Raw genomic sequence first — 15,668 nt, forward strand, 5'->3', positions numbered from 1 at the left:
TCCTGGGGGCGGCGTGGTCAAGGGCCGGGGTCCAGGTTTCGGGGGACGAGCGTCGGGGCGACAGCCCGTGCTCCGCTGTTGATCTGACACCATTCCCCGGGGGCCCCGTTCGGCGGATGGACGGGGTTCGTTTGGAGAGACTTGCGACCAGGGGACGGATGGGACCGCGCAGTGCGGGGCTACGAACGCCAGGAGCGAGAGCCGGCGGCTGACGTCGACCACCTCTCTCGGTTCGAGGCCGAGATGGAACGGCTGAAGACCGAGCGGGAGAAGGCCGTCCAGCACGCCGAGGACCTCGGCTATCAGGTCGAGGTGCTGCGCGCCAAGCTGCACGAGGCGCGCCGCAGTCTGGCGACCCGGCCTGCCTACGAGAGCGGTGGCGACCTCGGCTATCAGGCCGAGCAATTGCTCCGTAATGCCCAGATCCAGGCCGATCAGCTGCGCGCCGACGCCGAGCGCGAGATGAGTCAGGCCCGGGCGCAGACGCAGCGCATCCTCCAGGAGCACGCCGAGCAGGCCGCCCGGCTGCAGGCCGAGCTGCACCAGGAGGCGGTCGCGCGCCGCCAGCAGCTCGACCAGGAGCTGGCCGAGCGCCGTCAGACCGTCGAGTCGCACGTCAACGAGAACGTGGCGTGGGCCGAGCAGCTGCGCGCCCGCAGCGAGCAGCAGGCCCGCCGGCTCCTGGAGGAGTCGCGCACGGAGGCGGACCAGGCGCTGAGTGCCGCCCGTGCGGAGGCCGAGCGGGTCGCCGCCGAGGCCCGCCAGCGACTGACGAACGACGCCGAGTCGGCCCGCTCGGAGGCCGAGGCGCTGCTGCGCCGGGCCCGCACGGACGCCGAGCGGCTGCTGAACGCCGCGTCGACGCAGGCCCAGGAGGCCACCGACCACGCCGAGCAGCTGCGCAGCTCCTCGGCGAACGAGTCGGACAGCGCCCGCCGCCAGGCCACCGAGCTGAGCCGGGCCGCCGAGCAGCGCATGACGGAGGCCGAGTCGGCGCTGCGCGAGGCGCGCAGCGAGGCGGACAAGGTCGTCGCCGAGGCGAAGGAGGCCGCGGCCAAGGCTCTGGCGAGCGCCGAGTCGGCGAACGAGCAGCGCACGCGGACGGCGAAGGAGCAGGTCGCCCGGCTGGTCAGCGAGGCCACCAAGGAGGCCGAGACCACCAAGTCCGACGCCGAGCAGGCCGTCGCGGACGCCAAGGCCAAGGCCGAGAAGATCGTCGCGGACGCCGAGGAGACCGCGCGCAGCCTCACCGCCGAGGAGACCGCCTCCCAGCTCTCCAAGGCGGCCCGTACGGCCGAGGACGTCCTGAACAAGGCGTCCGAGGACGCCAAGGCGACCAGGAAGGCCGCGGCCGAGGAGGCCGAGCGGATCCGCACCGAGGCGGAGACCGAGGCGGACCGGCTGCGTGCCGAGGCGCACGACATCGCCGAGCAGCTCAAGGGCACGGCGAAGGACGACACCAAGGAGTACCGCGCCAAGACCGTCGAGCTGCAGGAGGAGGCGCGCCGGCTGCGCGGCGAGGCCGAGCAGCTGCGCTCCGACGCGAACGCCGAGGGCGAGCGGATCCGCTCCGAGGCCCGGCGCGAGGCCGTCCAGCAGATCGAGGAGGCGGCCAAGACCGCCGAAGAGCTGCTCGCGAAGGCCAAGGCGGACGCGGACGAGTTCCGGAACACGGCCACCACCGACAGCGAGCGGGTACGCACCGAGGCCATCGAGCGTGCCACGACGCTGCGCCGCCAGGCCGAGGAGACCCTGGAGCGCACGCGCAAGGAGGCCGAGCGCAACCGCGAAGAGGCCGTCGAGCTCTCCGAGACGATCAAGGCGGAGGCCGAGCGGGCCGCCGAGGCGCTGCGCGAGGAGACCGAACGCGCCATAGCGGCCCGTCGCACGGAGGCCTCCGAGGAGCTGACCCGGCTGCACACCGAGGCCGAGCATCGGCTCACCTCGGCGGAGCAGGCACTGAGCGACGCTCGGGCGGACGCCGAGCGGATCCGCCGCGAGGCCGCCGAGGAGAGCGACCGGCTGCGTTCCGAGGCCGCCGAGCGGATCCGTACGCTGCAGGCGCAGGCCGAGGCGGAGGCGGAGCGGCTGCGCAACGAGGCCGCCGCGGACGCCTCCGCGTCGCGCGCCGAGGGCGAGAACATCGCCGTACGACTGCGGTCGGAGGCCGCGGCGGAGGCCGAGCGGCTGAAGTCGGAGGCCCAGGACAGCGCCGACCGGGTACGGGCGGAGGCCCAGGCCGCGGCCGAGCGGCTGGCGACCGAGGGCGCGGAGACGCTGGCCGCAGCCCAGGAGGAGGCCGCCCGGCGCCGCCGCGAGGCCGAGGAACTCCTCGGTTCCGCGCGCCAGGAGGCCGACCAGGAGCGCGAGCGGGCCCGCGAGCAGAGCGAGGAGCTCCTCGCCTCCGCGCGCAACCGTGTCGACGAGGCCCAGGCCGAGGCCGTACGGCTGGTCGAGGAGGCCGACCGGCGCGCGACCGAGATGGTCTCCAGCGCCGAACAGACCGCGCAGCAGGTGCGCGACTCCGTGACGGGGCTGCACGAGCAGGCCCAGGAGGAGATCACCGGTCTGCGCAGCGCCGCCGAGCACGCGGCGGACCGCACCAGGACCGAGGCGCAGGAGGAGGCGGACCGGGTCCGCGCCGACGCCTACGCGGAGCGGGAGCGGGCCGCCGAGGACGCGAGCCGTATCCGGCGCGAGGCGGCCGAGGAGACGGACGCCGCCAAGTCCCTCGCGGAGCGCACGGTCTCGGAGGCGATCGCCGAGTCCGAGCGGCTGCGTTCGGAAGCCTCCGAGCACGCCCAGCGGGTGCGCACCGAGGCCTCCGACGCCATCGCCAACGCCGAGCAGGACGCTTCGCGCAGCCGCGCCGAGGCCCGGGAGGACGCGAACCGGATCCGTTCGGACGCGGCCACGCAGGCGGACACGCTCATCAACGAGGCGCGCTCCGAGGCGGAGCGGCTGACGAACGAGACGAACGCCGAGGCCGAGCGCGTACGCGCGGAGTCCGTGGCCAAGGCCGAGCGGCGCATCTCGGATGCGACCGGGGACGCGGAGCGGCTGCGCGCCGAGGCCGCGGAGACGGTCGGTTCGGCGCAGCAGCACGCCGAGCGGATCCGCAGCGAGTCCGAGCGCCTCAAGGCCGAGGCGGAGGCGGAGGCGGAGCGGCTCACGTCCGGCGCCCGCGAGGAGGCGGACCGGACGCTGGACGCGGCACGCCAGGAGGCCAACAAGCGGCGCTCCGAGGCGGCCGAGCAGGTCGACACCCTCATCTCGGAGACGGCGTCCGAGGCGGACAAGCTGCTCGCCGAGGCGCAGCAGAGCGCGCAGAAGACCACGGCGGACGCCGAGTCCCAGGCCGACACGATGGTGGGCGCGGCGCGCAACGAGGCCGAGCGGCTGGTCTCCGAGGCGACCGTCGAGGGCAACACCCTGGTGGAGCGGTCCCGTACGGACGCGGACGAGCTGCTGATCGGCGCGCGCCGGGACGCGACCGCCATAAGGGAGCGGGCGGAGGAGCTGCGCGACCGCATCACCACTGAGATCGAGGCACTCCACGAGCGGGCCCGGCGTGAGTCGGCCGAGACGATGAAGACGGCCGGCGAGCGCTGCGACGCGCTGGTGCGGGCCGCCGAGGACCAGCTCGCCGAGGCCGAGGCGAAGGCGAAGGACCTGGTCTCGGAGGCCAATTCCGAGGCGAGCAAGGTCCGTATCGCCGCGGTCAAGAAGGCCGAGGGGCTCCTCAAGGAGGCAGAGCAGAAGAAGAGCTCGCTCATCGCCGAGGCGACGGAGATCAAGGCCGAGGCCATCCGCGAGGCGCGGGCCGCGGTCGAGGAGGGCAAGCGCGAGCTCGAGGTGCTGATCCGCCGGCGCGAGGACATCAACGCCGAGATCTCCCGTGTCCAGGACGTCCTGGAGGCGTTGGAGTCCTTTGAGGCCCCGTCCGCAGGCAAGGACGGTGGGGTCAAAGCGGGCGCTGCCGCCGGCGCGACTCGTTCGGGTGGCAAGTCATCAGAGGGATAGCCAGAACCACCCATTCCGTGCTTTGTGCGGATCTTTGCCACAGGTTCTGGCAAGCCCTCTGACAGTTAGCCACCCAAAAGGAGTCTCATTCTCCAGATCAAACACGTATCCGCTCGATGACACACCGCTTTGGCCCCTAGGATTCCCCTTATCACCTCACCGGTCTCATTCGACAGGAACCCCATGAGCGACACTTCCCCCTACGGCTTCGAGCTTGTGCGGCGTGGGTACGACCGCGCTCAGGTGGACGAACGCATTTCGAAGCTCGTCTCCGACCGTGACAGCGCTCTGGCCCGTATCACTGCTCTCGAGAAGCGCATCGAGGAGCTCCACCTCGAGACGCAGAACGCCCAGGCCCAGGTCAGCGACGCGGAGCCGTCGTACGCGGGTCTCGGCGCGCGCGTCGAGAAGATCCTCCGCCTCGCCGAGGAGGAGGCGAAGGATCTGCGCGAGGAGGCCCGTCGCGCGTCCGAGCAGCACCGTGAGCTCGCCGAATCGGCCGCCCAGCAGGTCCGCAACGACGCGGAATCGTTCGCCGCGGACCGCAAGTCCAAGGCGGAGGACGAGGGCGTCCGGATCGTCGAGAAGGCCAAGAGCGACGCCTCGCAGCTGCGCCAGGAGGCGCAGAAGGACGCGCAGTCCAAGCGCGAGGAGGCGGACGCCCTCTTCGAGGAGACCCGTGCCAAGGCCGCGCAGGCCGCCGCCGACTTCGAGACGAACCTCGCCAAGCGCCGCGAGCAGTCCGAGCGTGACCTGGCGTCGCGTCAGGCCAAGGCCGAGAAGCGCCTCGCGGAGATCGAGCACCGCGCGGAGCAGCTGCGCCTGGAGGCGGAGAAGCTGCGCACGGACGCCGAGCGCCGCGCCCGCCAGACGGTGGAGACGGCCCAGCGCCAGGCCGAGGACATCGTGGCCGACGCGAACGCCAAGGCCGACCGCATCCGCTCGGAATCCGAGCGCGAGCTGGCGGCGCTGACGAACCGTCGCGACTCGATCAACGCGCAGCTCACGAACGTCCGCGAGATGCTCGCGACGCTCACGGGCGCCGCGGTGGCCGCCGCGAGCACGCCGGCCGAGGACGAGCCGATCTCCCGCGGGGTTCCGGCCCAGCAGACCCGGTAGTTCCGGTCCAGTTCCTGGTATCGGCTCCGGCCCGCACCCCTCCTCGGGATGCGGGCCGTTGTCGTGCCCCGAAAGGGTCGCGGGGCTGTGGCATTTCGCGGCTGGGCCGTGTGGGCGCGACAAGCCCTGATGGCGCAGCGGTCGGAGACCGGTGAACAGGCGGCGAACACACTCCCGCCCAAGTGGCACAGCCCCGGACCCCGTCCTACCGTGGCCGCATGATCGAGCTCGAGGGGCTGACCAAGCGGTACGGCGAGAAGGTGGCGGTCAACCATCTGACCTTCACCGTCAGACCCGGCATCGTGACGGGGTTCCTCGGTCCGAACGGCGCGGGCAAGTCCACGACGATGCGGATGATGCTCGGCCTCGACCGCCCCACCGCGGGCGACGTACGCATCGACGGGAAGCACTACGACCATCTCAAGGACCCGTTGAAGTACATCGGCGCCCTGCTGGACGCCAAGGCCATGCACGGTGGCCGCAGTGCCTTCAACCACCTCCTCTGTCTCGCCCAGAGCAACGGCATCCCCAGGGCACGGGTGGACGAGGTCCTGGACACCGTGGGTCTCACCTCGGTGGCCAGGAAGAAGGCCAAGGGCTTCTCGCTCGGCATGGGTCAACGACTCGGCATCGCGGGCGCGCTCCTCGGCGACCCGCGGATCCTGATGTTCGACGAGCCGGTCAACGGCCTCGACCCCGAAGGCATCCACTGGATCCGCAACCTGATGAAGTCGCTGGCCGGCCAGGGCCGTACGGTCTTCGTGTCGAGTCATCTGATGAGCGAGATGGCGCTGACCGCGGACCACCTCGTCGTCATCGGCCAGGGACGTCTCCTCGCCGACACCTCCATGGCCGACTTCATCGCGCAGAACTCGCGGTCGTACGTCCGTATCCGCTCCCCCCAGCGCGAGCGGCTGCTCGACGTCCTGCACGGGGCGGGGATCACGGTCGTCGAGGCCGGCAGCGGGACGCTGGAGGTGGACGGCCCGAAGTCCGAGCACATCGGTGAGCTGGCCGCGCAGCACCAGCTCGTGCTGCACGAGCTGAGCCCTCAGCAGGCCTCCCTGGAGGAGGCCTTCATGCAGCTCACCGCGGAGTCGGTGGAGTACCACGCGCACACCGAGGCCCCGTCCCAGCAGTGGGGCGGCGGCTGGAACAAGGAGACCTGAGCATGGCGGCGACCCAGGTCCTCAAGTCCGAGTGGACCAAGATCCGGTCCGTCGCGTCCACCGTGTGGACGCTCAGCCTCGCCGCGGTGGTCACCATCGCGCTCGGCATCCTGATCTCCCTGCTGTCGAAGAACGAGTTCGACAAGATGGGCGACAGGGACCGGCTCTCCTTCGACCCGACGTTCATCAGCTTCGCGGGGATGACCCTCGGTCAGCTCGCGATGATCGTGTTCGGGGTGCTCGTGGTCGGCAACGAGTACAGCACTGGCATGATCCGCACCTCGCTGGCCGCGGTCCCGCAGCGCGGCACGTTCCTCTTCAGCAAGGTCGCGGTGGCGGCGGGGCTCGCCCTCGCCGTCGGCATGATCACCAGCTTCATCACCTTCTTCCTGGGACAGGCGGCGCTCGGCACGCACAGCGCGTCGATCGGCGACCCCGGAGTGCTGCGCGCGGTGCTCGGCGGCGGCCTCTACATGACGTTGATCGCGGTCTTCTCGATGGGCGTCGCGACGATGCTGCGCAGCCCGATGCTCTCGCTCGGCATCCTGATGCCGTTCTTCTTCCTGATCTCCAACATCCTCGGCGCGGTGTCCGCGACCAAGAAGATCGGCCGCTATCTGCCCGACCAGGCCGGCAGCAAGATCATGCGAGTGGTGACCCCGATCGGCGACGACACCCCGTACGGACCCTGGGGCGGCCTCGCGATCATGGTGCTGTGGGTGGTCGCGGCGCTCCTCGGAGGCTATCTGCTGCTGAAGAGGCGGGACGCCTAGACGAGTCATTCCGAATGCTGACGGTGTGTCTGGGAACGCAGACAGGGCGTCCAAGATTCGTTGTGTGACGAACAACCTAGACGCCCTGCTGACCGCACTGTACGTGAAGATCGACGACGAGATCGGAGGTAGCCGATGGCTTGGCCGACCGCCGCAGCTGACGGATTCTGAGCTGGTCACCCTTGCCGTCGCCCAGGCGCTGCTGGGCTTCACCTCGGAGTCGCGCTGGCTGCGGTTCGTGGACTCCCGACTGGGAGCGATGTTCCCGTACGTGCCCAGGCAGCCGGGCTGGAACAAGCGGCTGCGGGCAGCGTTGCCACTGGTCAAGAGGGCAATACGACTGCTGGCCGTCGATACGGACTTCTGGTTCGACAACCACTGGATCATCGACTCCACACCGGTGGAGTGCGGCCGCTCGCGTCCGACGGTGAAGCGGTCGGACATGGCCGGCTGGGCCGGATACGGGTACTGCGCCTCGCACTCCCGGTTCTTCTGGGGCCTGCGCCTGTTCCTGGTATGCACCCCGACCGGGATGCCCATCCTGTGGGCACTGGCGAACCCGAAACTGGATGAGCGGGAGGTGCTGTCGGCGATGCTGGACCGCGAACCGCACCTGTCCACGGACCGGCCGAGCCTGCTGGTGATCGCAGACAAAGGCTTCGCCTCCAAGGAGTTCGAGGCCGATCTGGCCTTCCGGGGCGCGGAGTTGCTGCGTCCTTCTTTCAAGCGCGAGAAGAAGCGCAGGGGCGAGAGCCTCCTGAAGTCGGTGCGACAGCTGATCGAGTCGGTCAACGACACCCTCAAAGGCCAGCTCGACCTGGAACGGCACGGTGGACGGACCTTCGAAGGTGTCGCCGTCCGCGTCGCCCAACGCATCCTCGCGATGGCCGCCGCGATCTGGCACAACCACAAGACCGGCCAGCCCGTCATACGATCCTTGATCGCTTATGACCACTGACCACATCGGAATGACTCGTCTAGAACTCTGGACGTCCAGTCCTCCGGACGCCCAGTCCTCCGGACACCTAGGTCTGCCCGGGGTTCTCGCCGTTCGGGTGGGGTTCCAGGGCGTCGAAGTCCGTCCAGCCCTCCCAGCGCCATACGTCCTTGTCCAGGTCGGGCTGGAGCGACACGAAGCGGCCGAGTTCGAAGTCGCCCGCCTCCAGGTCGAACCAGCGCTCGTCGGCGACCTCGGTGCCCAGGCCCACGGTCCGCGCCGTCAGCCGGACGAGGAGCTTGACGCCGTACGAGCCGGACAGGTCCTTGCCCTGGATGCGCCGGAAGGGCAGTTCGGCCACCGGTGCGTCGACCGGTATCCACACGGTGAACGGTGCCCCGCGCTCGACCGCGAGCCAGTACCGCTCGTCGGCCGGTTCGCCCTGCGCGTCCAGGACCTTCAGCCACTGCTTGTAGATGACCAGGCTGCCGTCGTGCGGGGAGCGTTCCAGGTAGCGCAGATGGACGCGGGCGCGCAGATCCACGACCGACAGGTTGTCGAAGCGGTTGTAGAAGCGGACGGCGATGATCGCGTTCTCGCTGTCGGCGTGGCGCCGTGAGTAGCCGGGGAAGTCCGCGGTCCAGGCGTGCGAGATGCTGGCCCGCTGCCGCCAGACGAACGGCCGCAGCGCGAACATCTTGATCAGGACGATGCCCAGCAGCACCGCGGGCACCAGGGAGCCGGTGACGGAGGCGACCGTGGCGAGCAGTTGGTGCGCGGTGCTGTCCGGCTCGGGGTTGAGACTGTCCGTACCGACGCTCGCCCGCAGTACCGCGAGGCTGAGGTCGAAGAGCCGCTCCCCGTTCGAGAACCGCTGCGCCATCGACCGCGGCGAGTGCTCGGTGAGCGTCCACGCGGTCGCGATGACGACGGACAGCGCGGCCAGCGCGCCCAGTGTCATCAGGAGCAGGGCGTGGACGGTGCGTCCGGCGATCCACCAGCGAACTGACGTACGGAAGCGCGGATGCGCCCGGCCCCGCCCCGAGGACCCCACCCGACCCCGCCCACGTCTCATTAACCTCAACTCACGTCCCCCGTAACCCACTTCGCCCCCACTCGTACAATGGGACGGCATGATTCCCGGTGTCCGTTCCGGCCAACCCCGCTCAAGCGGGGAGACCAGGCCCCGCCCCGGGTACACCTCGCGTGGAAGTCTGTTGCCCGTATCGCGCGACCACCCCCGAAGGGCGTCACCGTGACGACGAAGGACCGAAGCCTGCAGGCGCTGGGCCTGGACGACGTGCCCGCCAAGCAGCCGCTCACCTATCCCGGCCGTCCCACCACCGAACCCTCGCTGCTGACCGGCGGTGAACTGCTCCAGCTCGACGTACGGCCGCTGCGGCTCGGCGAGTGGTACGTGGAGGAGCGCCAGGAGCAGCAACGGCTCGACGAGGCGCTCGCCGACCTCGGCCAGGTCGGCACCGGGCACCGCCACCCGGTGATCGCCGTCGGCTCCAACGCCTCCCCCGGCCAGGTCGCCCACAAGCTGACCCGGCTCGGTATCCCGGCGACGGTGCCGATGGTGCCGGTGCGGGTGCGCGGCATCGGGGTGGGCTGCTCGGGGCACATCAGTCCGGCGGGGTACGTGGCGGGGACGCCGTACGTCGACCCGCGTGCCGAGACCACGCTCGTCGTCACCTGGCTGGACTCGACGCAGTTGAAGGCGGTCGACGACACCGAGTTCCCCGACTACCGGCGGGCGATACTCCCGGGCGACGCCTTCGCGATGACGATGCCCTCGGGGGAGCGGCTCGGCGGCGCGTACATCTACTTCAGCGCGCACGGGGTGCTCGCCGACCCGGCCACCGAGCAGCCGCGTCCGGGCGGCGGCGACCAGGCGGAGCTGCTCGCCGCGCTGCTGGCCGGCTCCGCGCGGCTGCGTGAGCTGCTCGGCCCCGACCCTGCCACCTGGGTCCGGCGCGCGGGAGCCGACCGCGCGCTGCGCGAGCGGGGCACGCTCGTCTTCGGCGAGGAGGGCTGGGTACTGCCGCAGACGGACTTCCTGCCGTACGTCGACGACACGGCCGAGCTGCGGCTGTACGACGACCTGCCGCCGTTGGACGGCTCGCTCCCCCGTCGGGCGTGAAGGTTGTGTTTCCGGCCTGACCAGGCACGACGGGTACCTGACAAAGGCTAGGGGCGCGAGTAAGGCTCAGGTGAGACCTTTACCTCACCCGTCCCTCGCGTGACCTGCACATTTTTACTTTCTCTTGAGTGGAACCGTCAGCGCCCCGATATTCTCCTAACCCTTACGGGGGCGTGCGCCCCGACGTCCTGAACCTTTCGATGGGTGCGGAGAATGATCGAGGCAGTCGGCCTGACGAAGCGCTACGGCGCCAAGACAGCCGTGTACAACCTTTCCTTCCAGGTGCGGCCGGGTGCCGTCACCGGCTTCCTCGGGCCCAACGGCTCGGGCAAGTCGACGACGATGCGGATGATCCTCGGCCTCGACAACCCCACCTCGGGGCAGGTCACCATCGGCGGCTTCCCCTACCGCAAGCTGCCCAACGCGCCCCGCCAGGTCGGCGCGCTCCTCGACGCCAAGGCCGTGCACGGCGGCCGGCACGCCCGCAACCACCTGCTCTGCCTCGCCCAGCTGTCGGGCATCCCGGCCCGCCGGGTCGACGAGGTACTCGGCGTGGTCGGGCTCCAGGACGTGGCCAAGAAGCGCTCCAAAGGCTTCTCGCTCGGCATGGGACAGCGGCTCGGCATCGCGGCCGCGCTCCTCGGCGACCCTCAGGTGCTGCTCTTCGACGAGCCGGTCAACGGCCTCGACCCCGAGGGCATCCTCTGGGTCCGCAACCTGATGAAGGCGCTCGCGGCGGAGGGCCGCACGGTCTTCGTCTCCTCGCACCTGATGAGCGAGATGGCGCTGACCGCCGACCACCTGATCGTGATCGGCCGCGGTCAGCTGCTCGCCGACCAGAACATCAAGGAATTCATCTCGCACAACTCGGCCGACTTCGCCCGGGTCCGCACCCCGGAGACCGAGCCGCAGCAGCGCGAGAAGCTGACCGCCGCGCTCACCGAGGCGGGCGGCCAGGTGCTGCCCGAGCAGGACGGCGCGCTGCGCGTGATGGGCCTGCCGCTGCCCCGTATCAGCGACCTCGCGCACTCCGCCGACGTACGCCTGTGGGAGCTCTCTCCGCATCAGGCCTCGCTGGAGGAGGCGTACATGCGGATGACGCAGGGCGCCGTCGACTACCGCTCGACCATCGACCAGAAGGCCGGGCTCCAGCAGGAGCTGCCGCCGGGTGCCATGCCGCCGCCGCAGCTGCCGGTCGCGGGCCAGGGCCAGCCGGGCTGGTACGCACCGCCGCCGCCCCAGCAGGGCGGGCAGCCGTTCGCGATGCCGCAGGGCGCCCCACAGGCGGGTCCCTACGGCGCTCCGGGCATCCCGGGTGCGCCGGGTGCCGCGGACGTCAACCCGTACGCCCAGCCCGCGCCCCAGACCCCCGCGCAGCCGCCCGCCGCACCCCCGGCGCCCGCCGCGCCCGCCGCCGCCGACCTGACCAAGCCCGAGGACGCCCGATGAGCACGCCCCCGCCCCCGATGCCGCAGCAGACCGCCGGGGCCCCCGTCTGGCAGGCGGCGCCCGGCACGGCGTACAGCTCGCCGATCCCGGTCACCCGCACCCACCTCGGCCACGCGCTCACCTCCGAGTGGACGAAGATCAAGTCGGTGCGCTCCACGCTCTGGACGCTCGGCATCTTCGTGCTCCTGGTGGTCGGCATCGGCTTCCTGGTCGCCGCGCAGACCCAGGACTCCGACTTCGGCGACGTGCCGTACACGGTCCCGGCCTTCTTCGGGCTGATCCTGGGCCAGATCTGCCTGATCACGCTGGGCGTCCTCGTCGTCTCCTCCGAGTACGGCACGGGCATGATCCGGACGACGTTCACGGCCTCGCCGCAGCGCCACCGGGTGCTCACCGCCAAGCTGATCATCTTCTTCGCGGTGGCGTTCATCGTCTCCGCGCTCTCCATAGGCCTGGTCGGCCTCATGACCTCGGCCATGCACGGCGGTTCCTCGAACGTCTCGTGGGGCGGCACGGTCATCAAGGGCGCGCTGTACGTCTCGCTGCTCGGCGTCCTGTCGCTCGCGGTGGGCTCGATGCTGCGGCACTCGGCGGGCGCGATCACCACGATGCTCGGCCTCGTGCTGGTGCCCGCGATCATGCCCGCGTTCCTGATGATGTCCCAGAGCATGCGCACGATCGGCGAGAAAATGCAGGAGTACGCCGCTCCCAACGCCCTTGCCAAGGTGTTCGAGCTGGACAGCGAGAACGGAGGCGGCGGCGCACAGCTCGGCCTGCTCGCCGGAGTGACGGCGGCGGCGATCGCCGGCGCGTACGTACTGCTGGAGCGCCGGGACGTGTGAGGCCGCTCCCACCTGAAGTCGCCTAGAACTTCGGCGCGTTACGGGGCCGCTGCACCCTCGAGGTGCGGCGGTCCTTCGCGTTCCAGCAGGCCTTGTGCCAGTGGCGGCGGTCGTCGACGCCCGAGTGCTCCGGCCAGGCCACCACGTGCGGAACGCCGGAGGGGATCATCTGGTCGCAGCCCGGGCAGCGATAGGTCTTGCCCTCGGCGCTGGCGCCCGCCACATGACGCACGCTCCACTCCTCGCCCTGCCAGCTCTCCGTGGACTGCCAGCCGCCGTACCGCCCGGAGCGGTCGTCCTCCGCGCTCCGGCCGGAGGAGTCGGAACCCTTGGGACGGTTGCGACGCGGGGACACAGGACACCTCACGGAGCTATACAGGGAGCAGGGGCTTCTCCAGCCTACGCGGCGCGCACAGGGGTAGTCGTACTCCACCAACCCCCTCAGATCGCCCTCCCGTCGGCTCATTCTGCAGACAATCCGCAAATCCCTCCGACAGGCCGTGTCCTAGGCACGTGTCGGGCGGTTATGCCGGTGGGGGAGCTCCGCGTCGGAGCCGAGGAAGCAGGAAAGCACCATGCACGTTGGAAGTTTTGTACTGGCGGCCCAGTTCCCGGGCCAGGGCCAGGGGGAGGCCCTGCACCGGGCGGTGCGCACGGCCGAGGTCGCCGAGGAGTCCGGGCTCGACGCGGTGTGGCTGGCCGAACACCACTTCGTACCGTACGGGACGTGCCCGTCGGCGGTCACCCTCGCCGCCCTGCTGCTGGGCCGCACCAGCCGCATCCGCGTCGGTACGGCGGTGAGCGTACTGCCCACCGTCCACCCCGTCGCCCTCGGCGAGCAGGCCGCGCTGCTGCATGTGACGACCGGCGGCCGTTTCACGCTGGGCGTGGGGCGGGGCGGACCCTGGGTGGACCTGGAGGTCTTCGGCTCGGGACTCGAGGCGTACGAGAAGGGGTTCCCGGAATCACTCGATCTGCTGGTGCGCTGGCTGCGCGAGCCGTCCGTGGAAGGGCGGGGCGAGCGGTTCAGGTTCCGTGAAGTGCCCGTCGTGCCCCGGCCGTCGGAGGCGCTGAGCTGCTCCCCCGGCCCCGAGGTCGTCGTCGCCTGCACCTCGCCGGCGAGCGTACGGCTCGCCGCCGAGCGGGGGCTGCCGATGCTCCTCGGCATGCATGTCGGTGACGAGGAGAAGGCCGAAATGGTGTCCCTGTGGCGACAGTTGGCGCGTGTGGCGGGCCGTTCGACGGACGAGATTCTCGGCGCGGCCCATGTCTCCGCCGGCGTCTGCCAGATCGCGGACCGTCGCACCGACGCCGTCGAGACGCTCCTCAAGGCGATGCCGGGCTGGCTGAGGCAGGGGCTGGAGGCGCATGTGACGGTCGACGGCCGCGCCCGCGCGATGCGGGACCCGCTGGCGTACACGGAACTTCTCTGCGGGCTGCACCCGGTGGGCACGCCGCGCCTGTGCGCCGACCGTCTCGCCGCCACCTCGGAGCGCACCGGTATCTCCCGCTTCGCCCTCCTCGTCGAGGGCTCCGGCGATCTGGCGGCGACAGAGGAGAACGTCCACCGGCTCGGCACCGAGGTACTCCCCCACCTCGGCTGAGACGGTTCACCGCGGACGACGTGGGCCCTGGAGAGGGTGCGGGCGCCCTGGGCCCACCGACGCTCTCCAGGGCCCCACAACCGGCTTGTCCCGCCCCGCGGCCCGGACAACTCGGTCTCCCCGACCCGACGCACACACCCACCTACCCACCCACCCACTCACGATCCGCGTCCCGCCGTCGGCCAGGGGACCCGGCGACCCGGGGGGGAGCCTGCCGCCCCGTACAAATGCACCTCCCGCGTACGGAGCGGCAAGCAATGCGGCATCAAGGCGTCACGTCAGCAGTCTCGGAACTCCGGCGACTGGTTCAGCAGCTGACTGCGCACCGAGGTGAAGCGTGCCAGCGTGTCGTCCACTGAGGCGTCCAGTGGGAACACCGCCACCCGATGGCAGTTCTGGAAGGCCAGCCGCACACCGAAGTGCCGCTGCAGCGCGCCGCGTATCGCGTCACTCGCGAGCGCACGCAGCAGCTGGCCACGCGCCTGCTCGTCCGGCGGAGGCGTCTGGTTGTCGGCGAAGTTGCCGCCGTCCACCTTCAGCTGAGCCACCAGGGAGCTGATCATCTCCCATGCGTAGGGCAGGGAGGTCCGGACGCAGTCGACGAATTCTGCTTCGTCGACCTCGCCTCGCTCGGCCTTCTCGAGTAGGGCCGGTGAGACGTCGAGCGACATGGGTTCTCCTCTCGCACCCCCAGACCTCGGGGGTTGCCGGACAGGTAAGGGACATTCGCGATGTCCAACACTCTGAGTACACGCATCGCGACCTCCCGTTTATACGGTAAGCAACGTACGGTGACGGCACCAGGAGAATGCGCACATAGCGAACTCCCACTAGGCACACAATCAGCCACGACCGAACAGGCGTCTTCCAGGGCGAATCGCGTGGACCTCTGCCCGTCGAGTAGCGTTGCGGACCATGCGTCTCGTCATTGCCCGCTGCTCCGTTGACTACGCGGGCCGGCTCACCGCCCATCTCCCGTCGGCCCCCCGTCTCATCCTCGTGAAGGCGGACGGCAGCGTCTCGATCCACGCTGACGACCGGGCCTACAAGCCCCTCAACTGGATGTCGCCGCCCTGCACCCTGAAGGAGGGCTCCGGCGACGAGGAGGGCGTCTGGACCGTCATCAACAAGGCGGGCGAGAAGCTCATCATCACGATGGAGGAAGTCCTCCACGACTCCTCGCACGAACTCGGCGTGGACCCCGGTCTGATCAAGGACGGCGTGGAAGCGCACCTCCAGGAGCTCCTCGCCGACCGCATCGAAACCCTCGGCGAGGGCTATACGCTCATCCGCCGCGAGTACATGACGGCCATCGGGCCGGTCGACATCCTGTGCCGCGACGGCGAGGGCCGGACCGTCGCCATCGAGATCAAGCGACGCGGCGAGATCGACGGCGTGGAGCAGCTCACCCGCTACCTGGAGTTGCTCAACCGCGACCCGCACCTCGCGCCGGTCCGCGGCATCTTCGCCGCCCAGGAGATCAAGCCGCAGGCCCGCGTCCTCGCCACGGACCGCGGCATCGGCTGCACGGTCCTGGACTACAACGCGCTGCGCGGCATCGAGGACGACAAGCTGCGGTTGTTCTGATTCGAACGACTTTGACTCA

Annotated in this window: 13 protein-coding genes; 10 read left to right on the top strand and 3 right to left on the bottom strand. The window is 70.4% G+C overall.

The features are described 5' to 3' along the window. The first annotated feature begins 171 nt into the window (after positions 1-171). The 5 genes from scy (at position 172) to OG568_RS18365 (ending at position 8,042) form a co-directional block, all read left to right on the top strand. A complete protein-coding gene (gene scy, locus OG568_RS18345) occupies positions 172-4,023 on the top strand; it encodes a polarized growth protein Scy (RefSeq protein WP_329532360.1) in 3,852 nt (1,283 codons plus the stop codon). Positions 4,024-4,206: 183 nt separating this feature from the next. Next, a complete protein-coding gene (locus tag OG568_RS18350; RefSeq protein WP_099920630.1) occupies positions 4,207-5,142 on the top strand; it encodes a cellulose-binding protein in 936 nt (311 codons plus the stop codon). Between the two features lie 218 nt (positions 5,143-5,360). Further along, positions 5,361-6,311 carry an ABC transporter ATP-binding protein gene (locus tag OG568_RS18355; protein WP_266431362.1) on the top strand — a complete coding sequence of 317 codons (951 nt, stop codon included), beginning with the start codon at positions 5,361-5,363 and terminating at the stop codon, positions 6,309-6,311. Between the two features lie 2 nt (positions 6,312-6,313). Continuing rightward, positions 6,314-7,084 carry an ABC transporter permease gene (locus OG568_RS18360; RefSeq protein ID WP_329532361.1) on the top strand — a complete coding sequence of 257 codons (771 nt, stop codon included), beginning with the start codon at positions 6,314-6,316 and terminating at the stop codon, positions 7,082-7,084. 64 nt (positions 7,085-7,148) lie between these two features. Next, complete coding sequence (locus tag OG568_RS18365; RefSeq protein ID WP_329530528.1) at positions 7,149-8,042, top strand: IS982 family transposase; 894 nt, start codon at positions 7,149-7,151, stop codon at positions 8,040-8,042. Between the two features lie 67 nt (positions 8,043-8,109). On the opposite strand, the gene OG568_RS18370 is transcribed toward OG568_RS18365, so the two are convergent. Then, positions 8,110-8,982 (bottom strand): hypothetical protein, encoded by an 873-nt coding sequence (locus tag OG568_RS18370; RefSeq protein WP_329364270.1) that lies wholly within the window; start codon positions 8,980-8,982, stop codon positions 8,110-8,112. Positions 8,983-9,276: 294 nt separating this feature from the next. Between OG568_RS18370 and OG568_RS18375 the strand changes: the two genes are divergently transcribed. The 3 genes from OG568_RS18375 to OG568_RS18385 all read left to right on the top strand — a co-directional run bounded on the left by OG568_RS18375 (position 9,277) and on the right by OG568_RS18385 (position 12,458). Continuing rightward, positions 9,277-10,167, top strand: coding sequence for a hypothetical protein (locus OG568_RS18375; protein ID WP_329532362.1), 891 nt, complete (start codon positions 9,277-9,279; stop codon positions 10,165-10,167). Positions 10,168-10,380: 213 nt separating this feature from the next. Continuing rightward, on the top strand, positions 10,381-11,616 hold the full coding sequence (locus tag OG568_RS18380; RefSeq protein WP_329532363.1) for an ABC transporter ATP-binding protein: 1,236 nt from the start codon (positions 10,381-10,383) through the stop codon (positions 11,614-11,616). Beyond that, positions 11,613-12,458, top strand: a complete 846-nt coding sequence (locus OG568_RS18385) for an ABC transporter permease (RefSeq protein WP_329532364.1) — start codon at positions 11,613-11,615, stop codon at positions 12,456-12,458. Before OG568_RS18380 ends, OG568_RS18385 begins: the two co-directional genes overlap by 4 nt. Before the next feature lie 22 nt (positions 12,459-12,480). On the opposite strand, the gene OG568_RS18390 is transcribed toward OG568_RS18385, so the two are convergent. Next, complete coding sequence (locus OG568_RS18390; RefSeq protein ID WP_266431374.1) at positions 12,481-12,813, bottom strand: ATP/GTP-binding protein; 333 nt, start codon at positions 12,811-12,813, stop codon at positions 12,481-12,483. Positions 12,814-13,033: 220 nt separating this feature from the next. Between OG568_RS18390 and OG568_RS18395 the strand changes: the two genes are divergently transcribed. Then, a complete protein-coding gene (locus OG568_RS18395; RefSeq protein ID WP_329532365.1) occupies positions 13,034-14,062 on the top strand; it encodes an LLM class flavin-dependent oxidoreductase in 1,029 nt (342 codons plus the stop codon). Between the two features lie 278 nt (positions 14,063-14,340). On the opposite strand, the gene OG568_RS18400 is transcribed toward OG568_RS18395, so the two are convergent. After that, positions 14,341-14,733, bottom strand: a complete 393-nt coding sequence (locus OG568_RS18400) for an SCO5389 family protein (RefSeq protein WP_101400700.1) — start codon at positions 14,731-14,733, stop codon at positions 14,341-14,343. A 244-nt stretch (positions 14,734-14,977) separates the two neighbouring features. On the opposite strand from OG568_RS18400, the gene nucS reads away from it, so the two are divergent. Next, positions 14,978-15,649, top strand: coding sequence for an endonuclease NucS (gene nucS, locus OG568_RS18405; protein WP_329532366.1), 672 nt, complete (start codon positions 14,978-14,980; stop codon positions 15,647-15,649). Positions 15,650-15,668 lie beyond the last annotated feature (19 nt).

Origin of the sequence: Streptomyces sp. NBC_01450, assembly GCF_036227505.1 — a bacterium.
Taxonomy (GTDB): Bacteria; Actinomycetota; Actinomycetes; order Streptomycetales; family Streptomycetaceae; genus Streptomyces.